This is a genomic window from Micromonospora sp. WMMD964 (assembly GCF_029581455.1).
GTDB lineage: Bacteria > Actinomycetota > Actinomycetes > Mycobacteriales > Micromonosporaceae > Micromonospora.
Genome location: NZ_CP120860.1, coordinates 5,805,096 through 5,820,865 on the forward strand (window position 1 = coordinate 5,805,096; position 15,770 = coordinate 5,820,865).

General features: G+C 70.4%; 12 protein-coding genes. 4 read left to right on the forward strand and 8 right to left on the reverse strand.

The genetic code is table 11. The features are described from left to right. Positions 1-99: 99 nt before the first annotated feature. Positions 100-1,755 carry a hypothetical protein gene (locus tag O7616_RS26410; protein ID WP_282304482.1) on the forward strand — a complete coding sequence of 552 codons (1,656 nt, stop codon included), beginning with the start codon at positions 100-102 and terminating at the stop codon, positions 1,753-1,755. Between the two features lie 79 nt (positions 1,756-1,834). On the opposite strand, the gene pulA is transcribed toward O7616_RS26410, so the two are convergent. The 5 genes from pulA to O7616_RS26435 all read right to left on the reverse strand — a co-directional run bounded on the left by pulA (position 1,835) and on the right by O7616_RS26435 (position 10,118). After that, entirely contained in the window at positions 1,835-7,318 is a 5,484-nt protein-coding gene (pulA, locus tag O7616_RS26415) for a pullulanase-type alpha-1,6-glucosidase (RefSeq protein WP_282304483.1), read from the reverse strand. 109 nt (positions 7,319-7,427) lie between these two features. After that, the gene (locus tag O7616_RS26420; RefSeq protein ID WP_282304484.1) at positions 7,428-8,123 is read right to left on the reverse strand and encodes a cellulose binding domain-containing protein; all 696 of its coding nucleotides are present in this window, start codon (positions 8,121-8,123) and stop codon (positions 7,428-7,430) included. A gap of 80 nt (positions 8,124-8,203) precedes the next feature. Then, positions 8,204-8,884: a hypothetical protein gene (locus tag O7616_RS26425; RefSeq protein WP_282304485.1), complete on the reverse strand. Its 681-nt coding sequence runs from the start codon at positions 8,882-8,884 to the stop codon at positions 8,204-8,206. 135 nt (positions 8,885-9,019) lie between these two features. Continuing rightward, a complete protein-coding gene (locus O7616_RS26430) occupies positions 9,020-9,409 on the reverse strand; it encodes a hypothetical protein (protein WP_282257867.1) in 390 nt (129 codons plus the stop codon). A gap of 37 nt (positions 9,410-9,446) precedes the next feature. Next, positions 9,447-10,118, reverse strand: a complete 672-nt coding sequence (locus O7616_RS26435) for a hypothetical protein (protein WP_282304486.1) — start codon at positions 10,116-10,118, stop codon at positions 9,447-9,449. Positions 10,119-10,137: 19 nt separating this feature from the next. Between O7616_RS26435 and O7616_RS26440 the strand changes: the two genes are divergently transcribed. Next, the gene (locus O7616_RS26440) at positions 10,138-10,326 is read left to right on the forward strand and encodes a hypothetical protein (RefSeq protein ID WP_282307813.1); all 189 of its coding nucleotides are present in this window, start codon (positions 10,138-10,140) and stop codon (positions 10,324-10,326) included. Positions 10,327-10,664: 338 nt separating this feature from the next. Next, positions 10,665-11,780 (forward strand): FUSC family protein, encoded by a 1,116-nt coding sequence (locus tag O7616_RS26445; RefSeq protein ID WP_282304487.1) that lies wholly within the window; start codon positions 10,665-10,667, stop codon positions 11,778-11,780. Between the two features lie 4 nt (positions 11,781-11,784). On the opposite strand, the gene O7616_RS26450 is transcribed toward O7616_RS26445, so the two are convergent. From O7616_RS26450 to O7616_RS26460, 3 genes are read right to left on the reverse strand one after another with little or no spacing between them, the layout of a single operon-like run. After that, the gene (locus O7616_RS26450) at positions 11,785-12,729 is read right to left on the reverse strand and encodes a hypothetical protein (RefSeq protein WP_282304488.1); all 945 of its coding nucleotides are present in this window, start codon (positions 12,727-12,729) and stop codon (positions 11,785-11,787) included. Further along, positions 12,726-13,217 (reverse strand): hypothetical protein, encoded by a 492-nt coding sequence (locus O7616_RS26455; RefSeq protein ID WP_282304489.1) that lies wholly within the window; start codon positions 13,215-13,217, stop codon positions 12,726-12,728. The genes O7616_RS26450 and O7616_RS26455 overlap by 4 nt, the downstream gene beginning before the upstream one ends. Before the next feature lie 2 nt (positions 13,218-13,219). Further along, positions 13,220-14,440 (reverse strand): macrolide family glycosyltransferase, encoded by a 1,221-nt coding sequence (locus tag O7616_RS26460; RefSeq protein ID WP_282304490.1) that lies wholly within the window; start codon positions 14,438-14,440, stop codon positions 13,220-13,222. A gap of 500 nt (positions 14,441-14,940) precedes the next feature. On the opposite strand from O7616_RS26460, the gene O7616_RS26465 reads away from it, so the two are divergent. Further along, a complete protein-coding gene (locus O7616_RS26465) occupies positions 14,941-15,597 on the forward strand; it encodes a C39 family peptidase (RefSeq protein WP_282304491.1) in 657 nt (218 codons plus the stop codon). Positions 15,598-15,770: the final 173 nt, after the last annotated feature.

A 15,770-nucleotide genomic window follows, 5' to 3' on the forward strand; every position in this document is an offset into this window, starting at 1 on the left:
TCATACGGTGGTTTTGGGAGCTACAACCGATTTGTAGCAGGGGACGCCCGTCTGACGGCGGCGACCCTGTCTGGTACGAGGAGAGGGCAGAGAGCTCCGATGTCCAACTACCTAACGAACAACGAAGCCTCCGGGCGGGCGACGGCCAAGCGCCGCCGCAAGCTCTGGCTCGCCAGTGGCGTGGCCGGTTTGACGGGCGTGATCAGTCTCGCGGCGGTGGGCGTCGCGGGCAGCGCCGGAGCGGTCGGCCTGAACTGGAACACCGCGCAGGTCAGCAAGGACGGCGACCAGCGGGGTGACGAGTCGCGCGACTGGAACAAGGACAAGGACGACAAGGACCGGGACAAGGACAAGGACCGGGACAAGGACCACGAGCGCGGGAAGGAGGTGCCCTGCGACACCGACAAGCTCATCCAGGCGATCATCTTCGCCAACAGCAAGCACGGCGGTGTGCTGGAGCTGGCCAAGGGCTGCACCTACAACCTGACCCGCAACGACTACCAGGGCAACGGCCTGCCGGTGATCACCGAGCGCATCACCCTGAAGGGTGAGCACACCACGATCGCCCGGGAGGCCACGGCGGACTACTTCCGCATCCTCAACGTCGGCAGCGGCGGTCACCTCACCATCAAGGGCCTGACCATCAAGGGCGGCCAGACCCTCGAACTGTTCAACACCGTCCAGCCGGCCGAGGTCTGGGCGTCGTACTCGGACTCCGAGGCGATCGCGGCGCAGGTGAAGGCGGGCACGCCGCTGAACGAGGCGCTCACCGCCCGGCAGGCCAACCCGAAGGCCGGCCTCAAGGCCGCGCCGAAGGTCACGGCCAAGGCCGCGCCGGCTGCCGAGGGCGGCGTCGTCACGCCGCTCGTCGAGCAGCCGGAGGCTACCGACGGTGCCGGCATCCTGGTCCAGCCGGGTGGCACCGCCGAGATCCTGGAGTCCGAGGTCGTCCTGAACCAGTCGGGCGGCAACGGTGGTGGTGTGGCCAACTTCGGCACCACGAAGATCTGGCACAGCACCGTGACCCGTAACACCGCCTTCTTCTTCGGTGGTGGTGTCTTCAACGCCGGCCTGCTCAAGGTCGAGGAGTCGAAGATCAAGGACAACACGGCCATCATCGGTGGTGGCGGTATCTCCAACGGCGCCGCGGAGATCTTCGCCGACGACGTCGACGGCGGAACGGTCGAGCTCAAGAAGGCCGAGATCACCGACAACGAGACGCTGGGCTTCGGCGGTGGCTACCTCGACATCGAGGGCAACACCACGGCGTACGAGACGAAGTTCGTCTCGAACACCGCGGTCCTCGCCGGTGGTGGTATCGCCGCGGCGGACAGCCAGCTGAACCTGCACCACGTCTCGGTGGAGAAGAACAGCACCGCCGGTGTCGGTGGCGGTGTGGCCATCGCCTTCGACAGCGTGGCCACGTTCGAGAAGAGCAGCATCAAGGACAACACCGCCGGCTTCTTCGGCGGCGGACTCTTCAACGCCTTCAGCGTCACCACGCTGCGGGACAGCGAGGTCGTCGGCAACCGGGCCATCGGGCCGATCGGGGTCGGCGGCGGCATCTTCAACATCTTCGGCGAGGTCAACCTGTCGAAGACGAAGGTCGCCCACAACTTCTCCACCTTCGCTCCGGGCGGTGTCTTCAGCTTCTTCGGAGACGTGAACGTGGACGACAAGTCCGCGATCACCGCCAACCGCCCGACCAACTGCCTGGCCATCCCGGGCGGGACCATCGAGAACTGCTTCGCCTGATCACCCTTCGGGTGACGAGATAGCAGAGCACCAACGAGCCGGCCCCCTTCCGCACCAGCGGGAGGGGGCCGGTTCCGTGTCACCTCTGGACGAAGACCGCCACGCTGCGCGCCGGGACGGTGAACGTCCCGGCGGACCGGTCGAACGAGGCCGTACGCAGCACCGGGTCGGCCGAGTCGACGAGCACCGGGTGCAGTGCCACATCCGCCCCACGCAGACCGGTCAGCGTCTGCGTGGCCGTCTTCGGGGTGGCGTTGAAGACGACGGTGATCGACGTCCACTGTCCGCCCAGCCCGCGGGCGTCCAACGTCATGGTCAGCACGCCCGGCGTCTCCTGCGCCCCGGACAGCGGGAACGCCACCCGTCGCTGGACCTGCTCGGCGGTGGCCAGCCCGAACACCGGCGACGACGCCCGGATGCGCAGCAGCTCGGCGTACCGGGCGTCGGTGGTGTCGATCGCCGCGCAGTCGGGCACCAAGGCCGGGTCCGCCAGCAGCGGCTTCGCGTACGGCCACTTGTCCTCGTTGTCCGGCGCGGGCGGCAGACCGGCACCGAACCCGTTGCCCCGTTCACAGCCCCACCGGATCTGGTTGAACCAGTCACCGGAGTTGTACGAGTTGCGGTCCAGCGACTTCGACCGCAACCGCTCGGTCCCGGCGGTGACGAACCCGGTGCCCTGACCGAGCACCACGGTGCCGAGTGCCAGCACCTGCATCCGGGAACGGTCGGTCGCCGAGGTGGCCTGCGGCAGTTTGTACGCCAGCGCGTCGTACAGGATCTCGTTGTCGTGCGCGTCGACGTAGGTGACCGCCTCCCCCGGCGCGGCGGTGTAGCCGGCCGGGGAGCCGTTGTAGTCCACCTGCGCCGCGGTGACCTGCCGTCCGGCGGTGTCGGTGAAGCGGTAGTCGCGCAGGTTGCCGGTCAGACCCACCTTGATCAGGTCGTGGGCGCGCAGCAGGCGCGCCTTCTGCTCGGCCGGCGACCCGTTGACCTCGTCGCCGTTCGGGTCGGTGTAGAGCCCGGAGGCGAAGCCCTGGGCGCGCGGGTTGCTGTCGAACGGTCCACCGCCGCGAACCGCGTCGCGGAGCCGGTCGTTGAAGGTCCCGATGCCGGTGCCGGCCATGTTCGCCTGGGTGGCCTGGACGAAGCGCGCGTCGTCGGCGACCTCGCCGAAGTTCCAGCCCTCCCCGTAGAGCAGGATCGACCTGCCGTCCACCCCGTCGCGGGCGACGGTCAGTCGGTCCAGTGCTCGGCGTACGGCCAGGATGTTCGCCTTCGGGTGGTGACCCATCAGGTCGAACCGGAAACCGTCCACCTTGTACTGCCGGGCCCAGGTCACCAGCGAGTCGATGACCAGTTTGCCCATCATGGCGTGCTCGGGAGCGGTGTTGGCGCAGCAGGTGGAGTCGGTCACCGTACCGTCGTCCAGCAGCCGGTGGTAGTAGCCGGGCACCACCTGGTCGAGCACCGATTTGGTGTCGGTTCCGGCCGCCGCCGTGTGGTTGTAGACCACGTCCATGACCACCCGCAGACCCGCGCCGTTCAGCCCGGCGACCATCCGCCGGAACTCGGTGGTCCGCGCCGCGCCGACCGGGTCGACGGCGTAACCGCCCTCGGGCACCGTGTAGTGCAGCGGGTCGTACCCCCAGTTGTAGCCGTCGGTATCGGCGACCGCCGCCACGCACTTCTGCTGCTCCGCGGAGTCCGGCGGGAGCGCCGCCAGGTCGCAGGTCGGCTGCCGCTGGTCGGCCCGCTTCTCCGGGATCGTCGCGAAGTCGAACGCCGGCAGCAGGTGCAGGTGGGTGACGCCCGCGTCGCCGAGCGCCTTCAGGTGGGTCATCCCGGCGGTTCTCGGGTCGGTGAAGGCGAGGAACGTTCCCCGACGCTCGGCCGGCACGGTCTCGTCGGCGATGGAGAAGTCCCGTACCGACAGCTCGGATACCTGCGCCTTCGCCGGTGGCACCGGTGGAGGTTTGCGCAGCGTCCGCCAGCCCGGCGGGGCCAGCGCCGCGTCGTTCAGGTCGACCAGCAGGCTGTGCGTGGAGTCCGCGGCGAGGGCCACCGAGTACGGGTCGGTCACCGACGCGGTGACCATCTTCTGCGCCGCCGGCTGCCACGCCCGCACCTGGTAGCGGTAGTACCTGCCGGTCCAGCTCCGGTCGCCACGCGCGGACCAGACGCCGGTACGGTCGTCGCGGCGCATCGGCACCGCCTTCGGTGTGGCGGTCGGCGAGTCGAACAGCTGCAACGTCACCGCCCGCGCGGTCGGCGCCCACACCGCGAGGCTCGGCGTCCGGCCGTCGAAGCTCGGTCCGAGGGTGGCGTCGGTGGCCCGGGAGTACACGTCGTCGAGCACGCCGGGGATCTGCACGCCGGTCGCCGCGAGCAGGGCCCCCGAGGCGTCGCGTTCGGTCACCAGCACCTGCCCCCGCAGCGCCGCCGGGACCTTGGCCAGGTCGCGCCGGTCCAGCGTGAAGCTGCGGTACGACCACAGGTGCGGAAACGCCATGCGCTGGGCCTCGGTGAGCCCGTTGCGCTGCGCCCGCAACGGCAGGGTGGTGTACGCCCCGGTCAACTCCCCGTCGGCCACACCGATCCCGCCCTCGGGTGCGACGACCAGCGCGTACGTCTTGCCGTCGGTCGGCGGGGTCTGCCACGCCACGGTGGACCTGTCGATCCAGTGCGCCTTCTGCCGGGTGATGTCGGTGTCCCCACCGGCGCTGGTCGCCGTCTGCGGCAGCAACCGGCCCGGTGTGGCGGCGAGCAGCCACACCTCCCGGCCCGCGCTGGTGAAGTCGAGCCGCTGGTCGTCGGGCAGGTCCTTGGTGTCGCCCTGGTGGATGATGTAGTTCAGCCCGGTCGCTCCGGCCGCCAGCGGCACCCGGAACACCGCGCCGAACGCGTCAGTCCTGATGGGTGTCAGCGGCGCGGACCAGTCGGTCGGGTCGGCCGCGCCGTCCCACACGTGCAGACCCCAGCCGTCGTGGTCGCCGTCGGCCCTCCGGTAGTGGATCACCGCGGTGTCCTCCTCGGCCGGCGGGTCCGGTTCACCGGTGGCCGCCTGCCGGGTCGGGTAGACCGTCGGGTCGCCCTGCTTGAGCCAGACCTCACCGGTGGCGGTGACGTCGATGCTGCGGTCCTGGGCGACGTCCTTGTTTCCGTCCTCGTCGACCACCACGAAACCCACCGACGTCGCGCCCGGCTTGAGCTTCACCCAGGCGAACCGGCCGTAGGAGTCCTCCCCGGCGAACGGCTGCCCCTCGGGCCACTCGGTGACGTACGCCGGGTCGATGTCACCCCACGCGTACAACCCCCAGTCGTCGTACCCGCCGGTGGGGCGTTGGTAGTGCACCACCGCCCACTCCCGGGACCCGCCCTGCGGCGGCGTGCCGACGGTGGCGGTGGACCGGGCGGTCGCGGTGCGACCCCGACCGTCGCGGACCACCGCCTTGTACTCGACCCGGGTGCCGCCGGCCAGGCCGGTCAGGTCGTGCTGCACCGTGTACGGTGCGCGGTCGGCGCTGCCCAGCAACGTCCACCGACCGCCCGCGACCCGGGCGGCGACGGTGACCGTGGAGAGCGGGTCACCGGTCACCTGGGCGGTCACCGCAACCCGGGTGGCGACCGGCGCGTCCGGGGTGGTGAGAGCGATGCGCGGCGCGGCGGTCGGCCGTGCGACGGGGGTGCCCGCCCGGTGCACCACAGCCGACAGCGGCGGCACGGTGAGGGTCAGCCTGCCGTCGGCGTTCGCCGTGGCACGGCCGGTGTCGCCGTAGATGCCGGTGAAGGTGGCGCCGGCCGACCAGGTGTCCACGGTGACAGTCTGCGCGGTGTCGGCGTTGTTCACCGCCACCACGTACTCGATCCGGTCGGCGGGGGCGACCCGGGAGGCGGCGAAGACACCCGGGCCGTCGGCGGCGTACCGGGTGACCTGCACACCGTCGCGCAGCGCCGGGTGGGCCTGGCGCAACCGCCCCAGCTCGGCGATGGTCCGGTACAGCGGGTGGCCGGTGTCGAACTGGTCGGCGGCATGGGTGCGGTCGGTGCCGAGCAGGTCGTCGTCGAGGTAGTCGGGCACCTTCGAGGCGAACATGTCCTGCCGGGCGTCCTTGTCCCCGCCGGGCCCGGTGAAGCCCTGCTCGTCACCGGAGTAGACCACCGGTTGGCCACGCGTCAGGAACATCAACTGGTGTGCGAGCTGGTCCCGGCGCAGGTGACTGGCCGGGTCGGTGCCACCGGTGGCGACGAACGACCCGATCCGGCCCATGTCGTGGTTGCCGAGGAAGGTGGGCAGCCGTCCCGCGTCGGTGTTCCGGGCGGCGTAGAGGTCGTCGCGGGCGTACACGTCGGCGAGCGCCTTCGCCGAGCCCGCACCGGCTGTGTAGCCGCGGGCGGCCTCCTGGAACGCGAAGTCGAGGGTCGCCGGCAGCTTGCCCTGCCGGACATAGCGGGAGCTGATCTCCGGGTCGGCGCTGTACACCTCGCCGAACATGAAGAAGTCCTTCTTGCCGGCCTTTTCGGCGGCCCGCTCGATGCCCTGGCTGAACTGCGGCCAGAAGTCCATGTTGACGTGCTTCACGGTGTCCAGCCGGAACCCGTCGACGCCGGTGGCGCCGATCCAGTCCCCGTACGCCTCGGTCATCCCCCGGACCACCTCGGGCCGCTCGGTCCACAGGTCGTCGAGACCGAAGAAGTCGCCGTACTCGCTGTTCTCACCCGCGAAGGTGGAGTCACCCCGGTTGTGGTACATGGTGACGTCGTTCAGCCAGGCCGGGACCTTGACGGTGGCGTCCGTCGGCTCGTCGAACGTCGGCGTGTACGGGAATGACGTTTCGTCGACCGGCGGGAACGCACGGCTGCCGTCGGCGTGGTTACGGTCCTCGAACGCCTGCCCCCGCACGTCCGTGTACGGCGAGGCCGCCTTGTCGACGTACGCGTAGGAGCCCTCGGCGTACTTGATGACGTCGGCGGTGTGATTGACGATCACGTCGAGGTAGATCTTGATGCCGCGCTGGTGGGCGAGCCGGACCAGCCGCTTCATCTCCGCCATCGTGCCGAAGTGCGGGTCGACCTGGGTGAAGTCGGTGATCCAGTAACCGTGGTAGCCGGCCGAGATGTCATCGCCGGAGCCCTGCACCGGTCGGTTCTTGAAGATCGGGGCGAGCCAGATGGCGGTGGTGCCCAACCCCTGGATGTAGTCCAGCCTGTCGATGACACCCTTGAGGTCACCGCCGTGGTAGAAGCCCTTGTCGGTCGGGTCGAACCCGGTCCGCAGCCGGTCACCGGTCAGGCCACCCCGGTCGTTGCGGGAGTCTCCGTTGGCGAACCGGTCCGGCAGGACGAAGTAGAACTGTTCGGCCCGCGCGGAGCCGCCGCCGGCCTTCACCAGCGCCTCGGCGGTGGGTTCGCTGGTCCACTGGGTGGCACCGCCGAGCGGGACGGCCCCGGAGGGGCGAGGGGCCGCGGTGGCGGCCGGGGGCACGGCGACCGAGGTGCCGACGAGCGTCACGGTGAGCAGGGAGACGAGGGCCAGGGTGGTGCGCGGTATCGGCGGCTGTTTCATCGACGCCTTCCTCTGGTCGCTGAATGGCCGCACGCTAACCCTTGCCGAAACATTCTGCAATGCCTTGCAAACATGGTCGTAACCGAGCATGTTCTTGCGGAAGTGCCGTTCAGAAGCCGCCGCAGCGCACCCCGTCGACAGTGCACGACCGCGGCGTGCTGAACGCCCGCTCCATGTGGAACCGCAACGACACCGACCCGCCGGGCCGCACGTCCACCCCACTGACATACGTGAAACCGCCGTCGAACTGCCGGACCGTCCCCTGTGGCACACCCTCCACCCAGGCGGTCACCAGCCGCCCACCGGAGAACTCCAGCCGGACCGTCCAGCCACGGCTCTGGGCGGACGCGTTGACCATCGCCACCTCGCCGATGAAGCCGCCGTCGAAGCTCTGCACCACCCGGTACCGCCCACTGACCGCCGGCTGACCCTGCGGCGCACGACTCGGCGACCGCGTCACCACCGGCTGACCGGGCGGGCTGACCGGAGGGGCGACCGACGGCGACGGCGAACCCGTCACGGCACCCGGCGGCAGCCCGCTCGCGCGCCCGGACAACCCCGGCATCACCGGCGCCGGCGAGGCCACCGGCGTGGGTCGGCTCGGCGCCGCCTCCGCCGACGGCAGCGGCAACGCCGGCGGGGCCGACGCACCGTCCGGTGCCGGGCTACGCCCCCGGTACGCACTCAGGGTCATGACGAGCAGAACGACCATCACGACCACCCCAGCGCCCACCACGACCCAGGGCGACGACACGATCGCGGCCGGGCCGGGCGTCAGTCGCGGGGCGCGACGCATGCCGGACATGTACCTCCCTCAGCGGACCGTCCGGGCAGCGTAGCGATCGGCGGCCGCACCGGAAAGCGCCGGGACCGCTTGACGTCCGCTCAGCCGAGCCGACAGTCGACCCCGTTGATGGTGCACCGCTCCGGCCGCTGCGCGGACTCACCCCACCCCACGCGCAACCGCACCGTCCGCGAACCACCCGGCTCCAGCGAACGGGTCCCCCGCAACACGAACTCGCCGTTCCCACGACCCCGCACCGAAATCCCCGAGTCGTCGCTGAGGCGCAACGCCCACAGGTCGTCGTCGAACGTCAACTCCACCGACCAGTCCACCGACCGGCTCGACTCGTTCGCGATCGACAACACCGCCGCGTCCCCGTCCCAGCCGTCCGTGCCGACCTGGTACCGGGCGGTGACCGTCGCACCCGCCGAGGACGCCGACACCAGCGGAGCGCTCGTCCGTCCCGGCGTCGGAGCGCCGGTCACGGTGGGCCGTGGCGACGGCGTCCGACTGCTGCGCGACGGCCGCGGCGACACCGAGCGCCGCTCCACACCGGCCGGAGTCGGCCCACCCGTCGCCGACGCGGCAGCCGGCACGGTCGGCACGATCACCGGAGGGGCACCCTGCGGTACGGCCTCCCGCTCCCTGGTCCGGAAGGACAGCAGCGCCACCACCAGCAGCACCACCAGCGCGCACACACCGCACAGCACCACGATCCACGGCACCGACGCCAACAGTCGAGCCGCCCGTGACCCTGCCGCGCCATCCGGCCGCACCGCCATCAGGTCTCCCCTCGTCCCCACCGACGCGACAGCGTAGCCAGCACCGCCCCGCGCGGAAACCGGGCGGGTAGGGATCGGGCCGACCAGCCGACGCCCAACGGAAAACGGTCCGACCCGGCGGACGGTCCCGCTCGATCAGGCCGTCCGGACGACGGTGCAGATCACCGGCCCCTCGTCCGAGATCCGCAGCAGGTAGCGGTACCGCTCCCCCGGCACCGCCTGCCCCTGACTGTCCAGGAACTCCCACTCCACCGCGACCATCGTCAACAGCGCGGACACCGCCTGCACATCCTCGATCCGGGCGTGCGCCGCGATCAGCTCCCGATCCTGGTAGTCCGGTGCGGCCCCCACGAAGGACAGCGCCACAGCCGCCGGGGACGTGAAGGAGAAGCTGTAGGTGTCGGCCACCACCAGACCCGGAAGGGCGTAACAGCCCGCGATCGCCGGCAGGTCGCCGGACGTCAGCGCCGCACCGTACCGGTCGAAGAAGTCGGCCAGCGTGTCGAGATCCGTGGAGGCGTTCACGGCCACAGCAATTGCCGGTCACCGCCCAGGTCAAACCTCAACGCGGCGGCACCCGCACCTCGATCTCCGAGCCCAGCTGGGCACCGGCGGCCAGACCCAGGTCGTCACCACTCCAGAACCGTCCCGGGTCGTACCAGTTAGGACGCCGGCCCGCCGGCAGCAACCCCATCGCCTCGTAGGTCACCGCGACCACCTCGGCGCAGTACGCCGTCTCCAGCGCCCGGTCCCGCTCCCCCGCCGAGCCGGCCGGGGTCGATCGGAGTGCGGGGCGGCCGGGGCGCGGCAGCGTCGGCACCCGGCCACGCACCCACCGCCACGCCAACTGAGCGGTAGACGGGAACGGGGTGCCGTCCAACCGCGCGATCGTCCGCAGTACCGCCCGTTCCATCTCCCCGTCGGCCGGCGGATCGAGCTGCCGCAGCCAGGCCCGCTGCCCGTACCGGTTCGCCCACACGGAGACCGCGTCCCGCAGGTCGTGCAACTGGACGCCACGCTGGTGCGTACCCGACCACAGATCCGGCAACGACCTGCCCAACTCCGCATGCCACATCAGCGGCGGCATGTCGTCCAGCACCACCGCCATCCCGACGTGGTTGACCGGGCTGTTGGTGGTGAACTGGATCGCCCGGTCCGGCACGCTGCGACCCCGAAACACCCACACGTCGCCGGTGCGGGTCAACTCGACGGCCTCATCCAGGCTGATGCTCATGAGGGACTAGCCTAGGCCGATGGCGCAACGAATGCGGTGGTGGAAGGTTCTCGGGTTGGCTGGCCTCGCCGGCGTCGCAGCCTCCGGCGTGGTCGTCGCGCGGGCCGAACGACGCCGACGCGCGTACACCCCGGAGGAGATCCGGCAGCGACTGCTGGAGCGGCACGCCCAGGCCGGCGACGCCGCGAAGCCCGCCGACCCGGCCTGACCGACCGCCCCTTGTAGATCATCGTCGGATCCTTCTCGCCCTCCCCCGGTCGGGAGGTCGACCCTCGGTTCCTGCTGGTCGGAGCCTCAGCTCCGGCAGGGGCGTGCCACCGGTGCTGACCCGGGCCGGCCAGGACATCCCACCGGTCCTGGCCGGCATCGACGCATTCGTTCCGGGCGGCGACCCCGCAGGGTTGGCCGATGCGGGTGAGCGGGATGCCGGACGGCCGACACTCCTTCGACTCCTCAGCCACGGTCATCAGATCGGGGATCTCTCGCACCCGACGTTCCCCGTCGTACGACGATCGGAAGACAGCCGGACGATGGCAGGGGTGCGAGATGCGTAGCAGACGTCGGGGTGCCCGACCGGCGGAGAGTGCGCTGCGCGAGGGCCGGGAGGCCTATGAACGGCTTCGCACCTACCTCATCCTCGCGGTGCAGGCGGGCGTGGCCGCGGGTCTGGCCTGGTTCATCGCCAACGACGTGCTGCACAACCCGCAGCCGCTGTTCGCACCCGCCGCGGCGGTCGGGACGATCGCGGCGGCCATCGGCAACCGGGCCCGTCGAACTCTGGAACTTCTCGCCGGGGTGGTCCTCGGGGTGCTGGTCGGAAACGGGCTCATACGGTTCATCGGGGTGGGACCCATACAGACCGGCGTGGTCGTGGCACTGGCCATCTCGGCGGCCGCCGTCTTTCGCGGCACCGGAGCCGTCATGGTGCAGGCGGGCAGCACCGCCGTCCTGCTCGGAACAGTGTCTCCGGACCGGCCGGACCTGGCCGTTCCACGGACGTCGAATGCGCTGGTCGGTGTCGTGGTTGCCATCGTGGTGGCCTTGCTGATCCTGCCGCTCAATCCGGTGCGGATCGTGCACCGCGCCGCCGGCCCGACAGTCAACGCCATCGCCCGGGAGATGACAGCTACCGCCAACGCGCTGGCGCACCGCGACGCGCGGCAGGCCGAGGATGCCCTGCAGCGACTGCGTGCGGCAGAGGCGGACCGACGCAACATGGCCGACGTGGTCGCCGCGGCATGCGAAGTCGCGGTCCTCTCACCGTGGCGCAGGGGACGGCTGGGCATCATGCGTCGGTATTCGCGGGCGGCCGAGCACCTTGAACTCGCCTACACCAGCAGCCGCGAGATGGTGCAGTGGGCGCTGTCGGCACTGCACGCCGGGGAGAGGCTACCGGCCGGCCTTTCCACAGCGATCGAGCACTTCGGCCAGGCGTTCAGGCTTCTGCACCGGGACTTCCTGGCCGGACGGGAGCCGGACCGCGCGCGGGAGCGGGCGCTACAGGTGATCACCGACATCAACGAGGCCTGCGCCGAGGGTGTCGGGTCCTCCGGGGCGGTCGTCGTCTCGCAACTGCGCGTCGTCGTCAGCCAGGTGCTCCAGATCTCCGGGCTCACTCAGAGCGAGGCGGATCAGCAGGCGGGCTTGAAGGCTGACGTGTGAGCGTTCAGGGCAGCGGGCCGTCGGTCTCCGCATTCCGGCGGAGGCTGTCCCGGATCAGCGCGAGCACGGTGTCGGTGGTCCGGTCGAGGTGACTGCGGCCATCCGGCATGCGTGCCTCAGGGGCGATGTAGCTGCGCGGACCGATGTGCGTGGCCGGGTCGAGCCGATGCACGCTGATCTTCCCTTCGCGGTCGGCCCGGTTCCAACCGCTCCAGCGGAACAGCCGCCACCGCTGCGGGAAGATCCAGGTGCCGACCCGCTCGATCCAGTCGCCGGCGCTGGTGAGTCGGTAGAGGTGCTGGGCATGGGTGATGTCGTTGGCCCCGTTGTGGAAACCGCCGAGAGTGATCAGCCAGAGCGGGGTGCGCAGTTGGGACCACAGTTCGTTCACCGCACCGCTGGCGACCTGGGCACCACCGCTGTAGCTGAGCAGCACCACGGGTATGCCGCTGTCCGGCCGGTAACCGGCGACGTGGAGCTCGGTGGCGATCTGCGCGCCGACGGCCCGGTTGTACAGGGGACGGTATCGGCGGTCGGCGGCGACGAAGATCTGCATCACGTTGTGTAGGAACAGCAGCAGCCCGATGTGGCGGCGCAGCCAGGTCCAGACCGGCCGGTCGGCGAGCGGCACGGCCAGCGGGGAGTAGGGCTGCACCTGGCCCAGTACCCGGAGCTCCGGCGCCCGGTCGATGAGGCTCTTGACCAGTCGGCCACCGTCGCGGGTGTCGTGGAAACGGCGTTTCCCGATGCCGTCCAGGTAGACCAGGTAGGCGTCCGGGGGGCGGTCCGGATCCGCCCCGCGGGCGTAGGACATCCCGTCGGGGCGGGAGATGGTGGGCGTGCGCCATCCTGCGGCGTAGACCAGCACCTCGTAGCGGGCGAGCAACGCCTCGGCGATCAGCACCAGTCCGAGCCCTCCGAGCAGCAGCAAGAGCGCCAGTCCGATCACGCGACCGGCTCCGGTGCTCTTCTGCTGTTGAGCTTCACGACAAGGCGGCGGACGGCCTCGACGGAGACGCCGAGCCCGACACCCGCGACCGCTACGCAGCCGGCGGCCTCCCACCAGCCAACGTCGGCGACTGTGGCGAGTGCACCGGCGAGGCCGGCCCCCACGCCCACCATGAGCAACAGGTGCAGCAGTGGCCCGAGCAGCGGGAACGCGAGGACGCCGGCGAGCACCAGCGGAGCGGCCAGGCCAGGTGTCCAGACCAGTGCGGCCTCGCCGGAGGGTGCGGTGGGCAGTACCAGACCGGCAACGGCCCAGGCGGACAGCGGCCAGAGTGCGAACACCGCACCGTCGACGATCGCGCCCGCCAGCAACAGACTGACCACCCTCGCGCGCGACACGCCGGACAGGCGAGCCACCACCGGCAGGAGACGCCCGGCGGCCTCGGACAGCCCGGCGACGAGCAGCAGGATGACGACGAATGGAGACATCGTCAGCTCGGTGGTGGCAGATTGACGGAGCCCGGCTGGGTGACCGAACCGGTCTGCTGCATGAAGTGCTCGAGCACGTCGGCGGCACGGGCGTAGCCGCCTGCCTGGCGCTGGGCGACCTGCAGGGTGCTCGCGGCGGCCTGGAATCGACTCTCGTCGAGCAGGCGCCCAGCGAGGGCGCGCATCACCTCCACCGTGACATCCTCGGTGCGGATCGACAGGCCGGCACCGAGCTCGACGATGCGGGAAGCCACCAGCAGTTGGTCAGCGCCCTGCGGGACCACCAGCATCGGGGTGCCGGCGTACAGAGCTTCGTTGACGCTGTTCACTCCGCCGTGGGTGATGAACAGCGTTGCGCGGGCCAGCACCTCCAGCTGCGGTACGGAACGGTAGGCGAGCACGTTGTCCGGCAGCGGGCCAAGCGCGGCGGGTTCGGTGTGTCCGGTGGAGATGATCACCGTGCCACCCAGTGGGGCGAGCGCGGCGGCGAAGGTGCGCAGCAGCTGCGGGGCGTCGAACACCGTGCCCATCGAGGCGTACATCACCGGGTCCCGCAGTCGATCGTCCGGAAACGACGAGTCTGCTGGGCGGGCACCGATGCTCGGTCCGACGAACTGGTAGGACTCGTCGAAACTGTCCGCCTCGGGGTGGAACGCCCGCGAGGTGTAGACCAGGTTGAGCGGCTGACGAATGTTGGCCAGGTCGATCAGGGGTAACGCGCCTGTGTCGTACCGCCGGCGCAGCTCCCAGCGCGACCGCAGGTACCCCATGGTGGGACGGGGAAGGGCCGCCGCCGCGCTGAGCAGCTTCCAGGAGCCGCGGGTTGGGCTGGGCACGTGCCGGTTGAAGGCGAAGGTGGTGAACGACGACGCGGGCGGAACGCCGAGTTCCCGGGCGGCCACCGGCCCCCACGGGCAGAGGGAGTCGTGCACGATCACGTCGGGTCGGGTGCCCCGCAGGTCGGTCAGCACGGCGGGCAGCACGCGTACGGCGGTACGCGCTAGCTGCTCCATCACCGTGACGGGCGTCGGCGGGCCGGAGAGCGGTACGTCGTCCCCGGGGTAGAGGAGCACCCGCGCCCCGGTGGCTTTGATCTCCTCGGCGTAGACCGGCGTCGTGTGGTAGGTGACGGAGTGACCGCGACGAACAAGCTCGCCCACAACGGGCAATGTCGGGTTGATGTGCCCGTGCATGGAGATGTTCAGGAATGCCACTGCGCTCATCGGCCGACCCCCGACGGGGCAGGAACCAGAGCCCGGCACATTGCAGCGTCCATGATCCACCCTTCTCGGTCAGAGCCTAGATGTTGCCTGGTGGCGGCGCGTCGTGGACCAGGTACGTGACCCTGAGCGGCAGGCTCAGATCGTTTGGCACCTGATCAGCCGCGACGTCCCGTAGCGTCGAATGTCCGGTTCGGCGGTCGGCCGTTCGTGTGGTTCAGCCGGTTGTGTGCGGTGATGTCCCGTGGTCGGGGCCACCCCGGGGGCGGAATCGGCGGCCGGGCGGGGTCGTTATACCTGGCACGCCACCGCGACTCTCGGGTCGTGGGGCGCGGCGGCCGCCGGGAACATCCGCCAGGCCGCCCCGGTTACATCCTCCGCAACGTTCGAGCAGGTCCCCTGGATCGCCGACGTTGCCGTGACCTTCCCCCTTGTACGTGCGGCACGTCCACCCCCCCGGGCGTGCCGTGCACACCACCCCCGATGCAGAGGAGCACGCTGTCATGCGTACCGATCTGATTCGTAGGACTGCTCTGACCGCTGCTGGTCTCGCGTTCACCGGTGGTGCGATCGCCGGTCCCGTCACGACCGCGTTCGCGGCCCCGAGTACCGCGAAGCCGAGCGCCCAGACCCAGGACCGTAAGAGTGGTGAGCGGGAGTTGGGTGTGCGCTACGAGGCGCAGCCGAACTTCTACTACTGCGGCCCGGCAGCCACCCGTAACGCGTTGAGTGTGCAGGGTAAGGACATCAACGTGGACGCGATGGCCAAGGAGATGGGCACCACCGAGGCGGGCACGAACTCGATCAACGACATCACCCCGGTGCTGAACAAGGAGACCGGTAAGAACGACGCGTACCGTTCGGTGGAGATCTCCAGCCCGGACGCTGATGCGAAGCAGACCGACCAGCTGCGCGCCGACATCGTCCGCACCGTCGACGACGGCCGGGCCGTGGTCGCGAACATCGCCGGCACCAGCACCGACACCGACGGGGTGAGCCACTCCTACGAGGGTGGGCACTACATCAGCGTCGTCGGCTACCGCGACAACGGCGACACCGTCACCATCGCCGACTCCGCCGACCCCACCCAGGCCTCCTACCAGATCACCGTCGAGCACCTCGCCGACTGGATCGCCACCCGCGGCTACGCCACCAGCTAAGCCGGTAGACACACCCGAAGGGCCGGACCCCACCACGGGGCCCGGCCCTTCGCCGTGCGCGGGTCAGGTGTTCGCGCGTACCACCTCGGGGTCTGGCGTCGGTTCGACGGCCTCGACCCGGTGGGCTCGCGAGCGGCCCGGCCTGGCCTGGATCCGCAACAGTGCCGCGAACC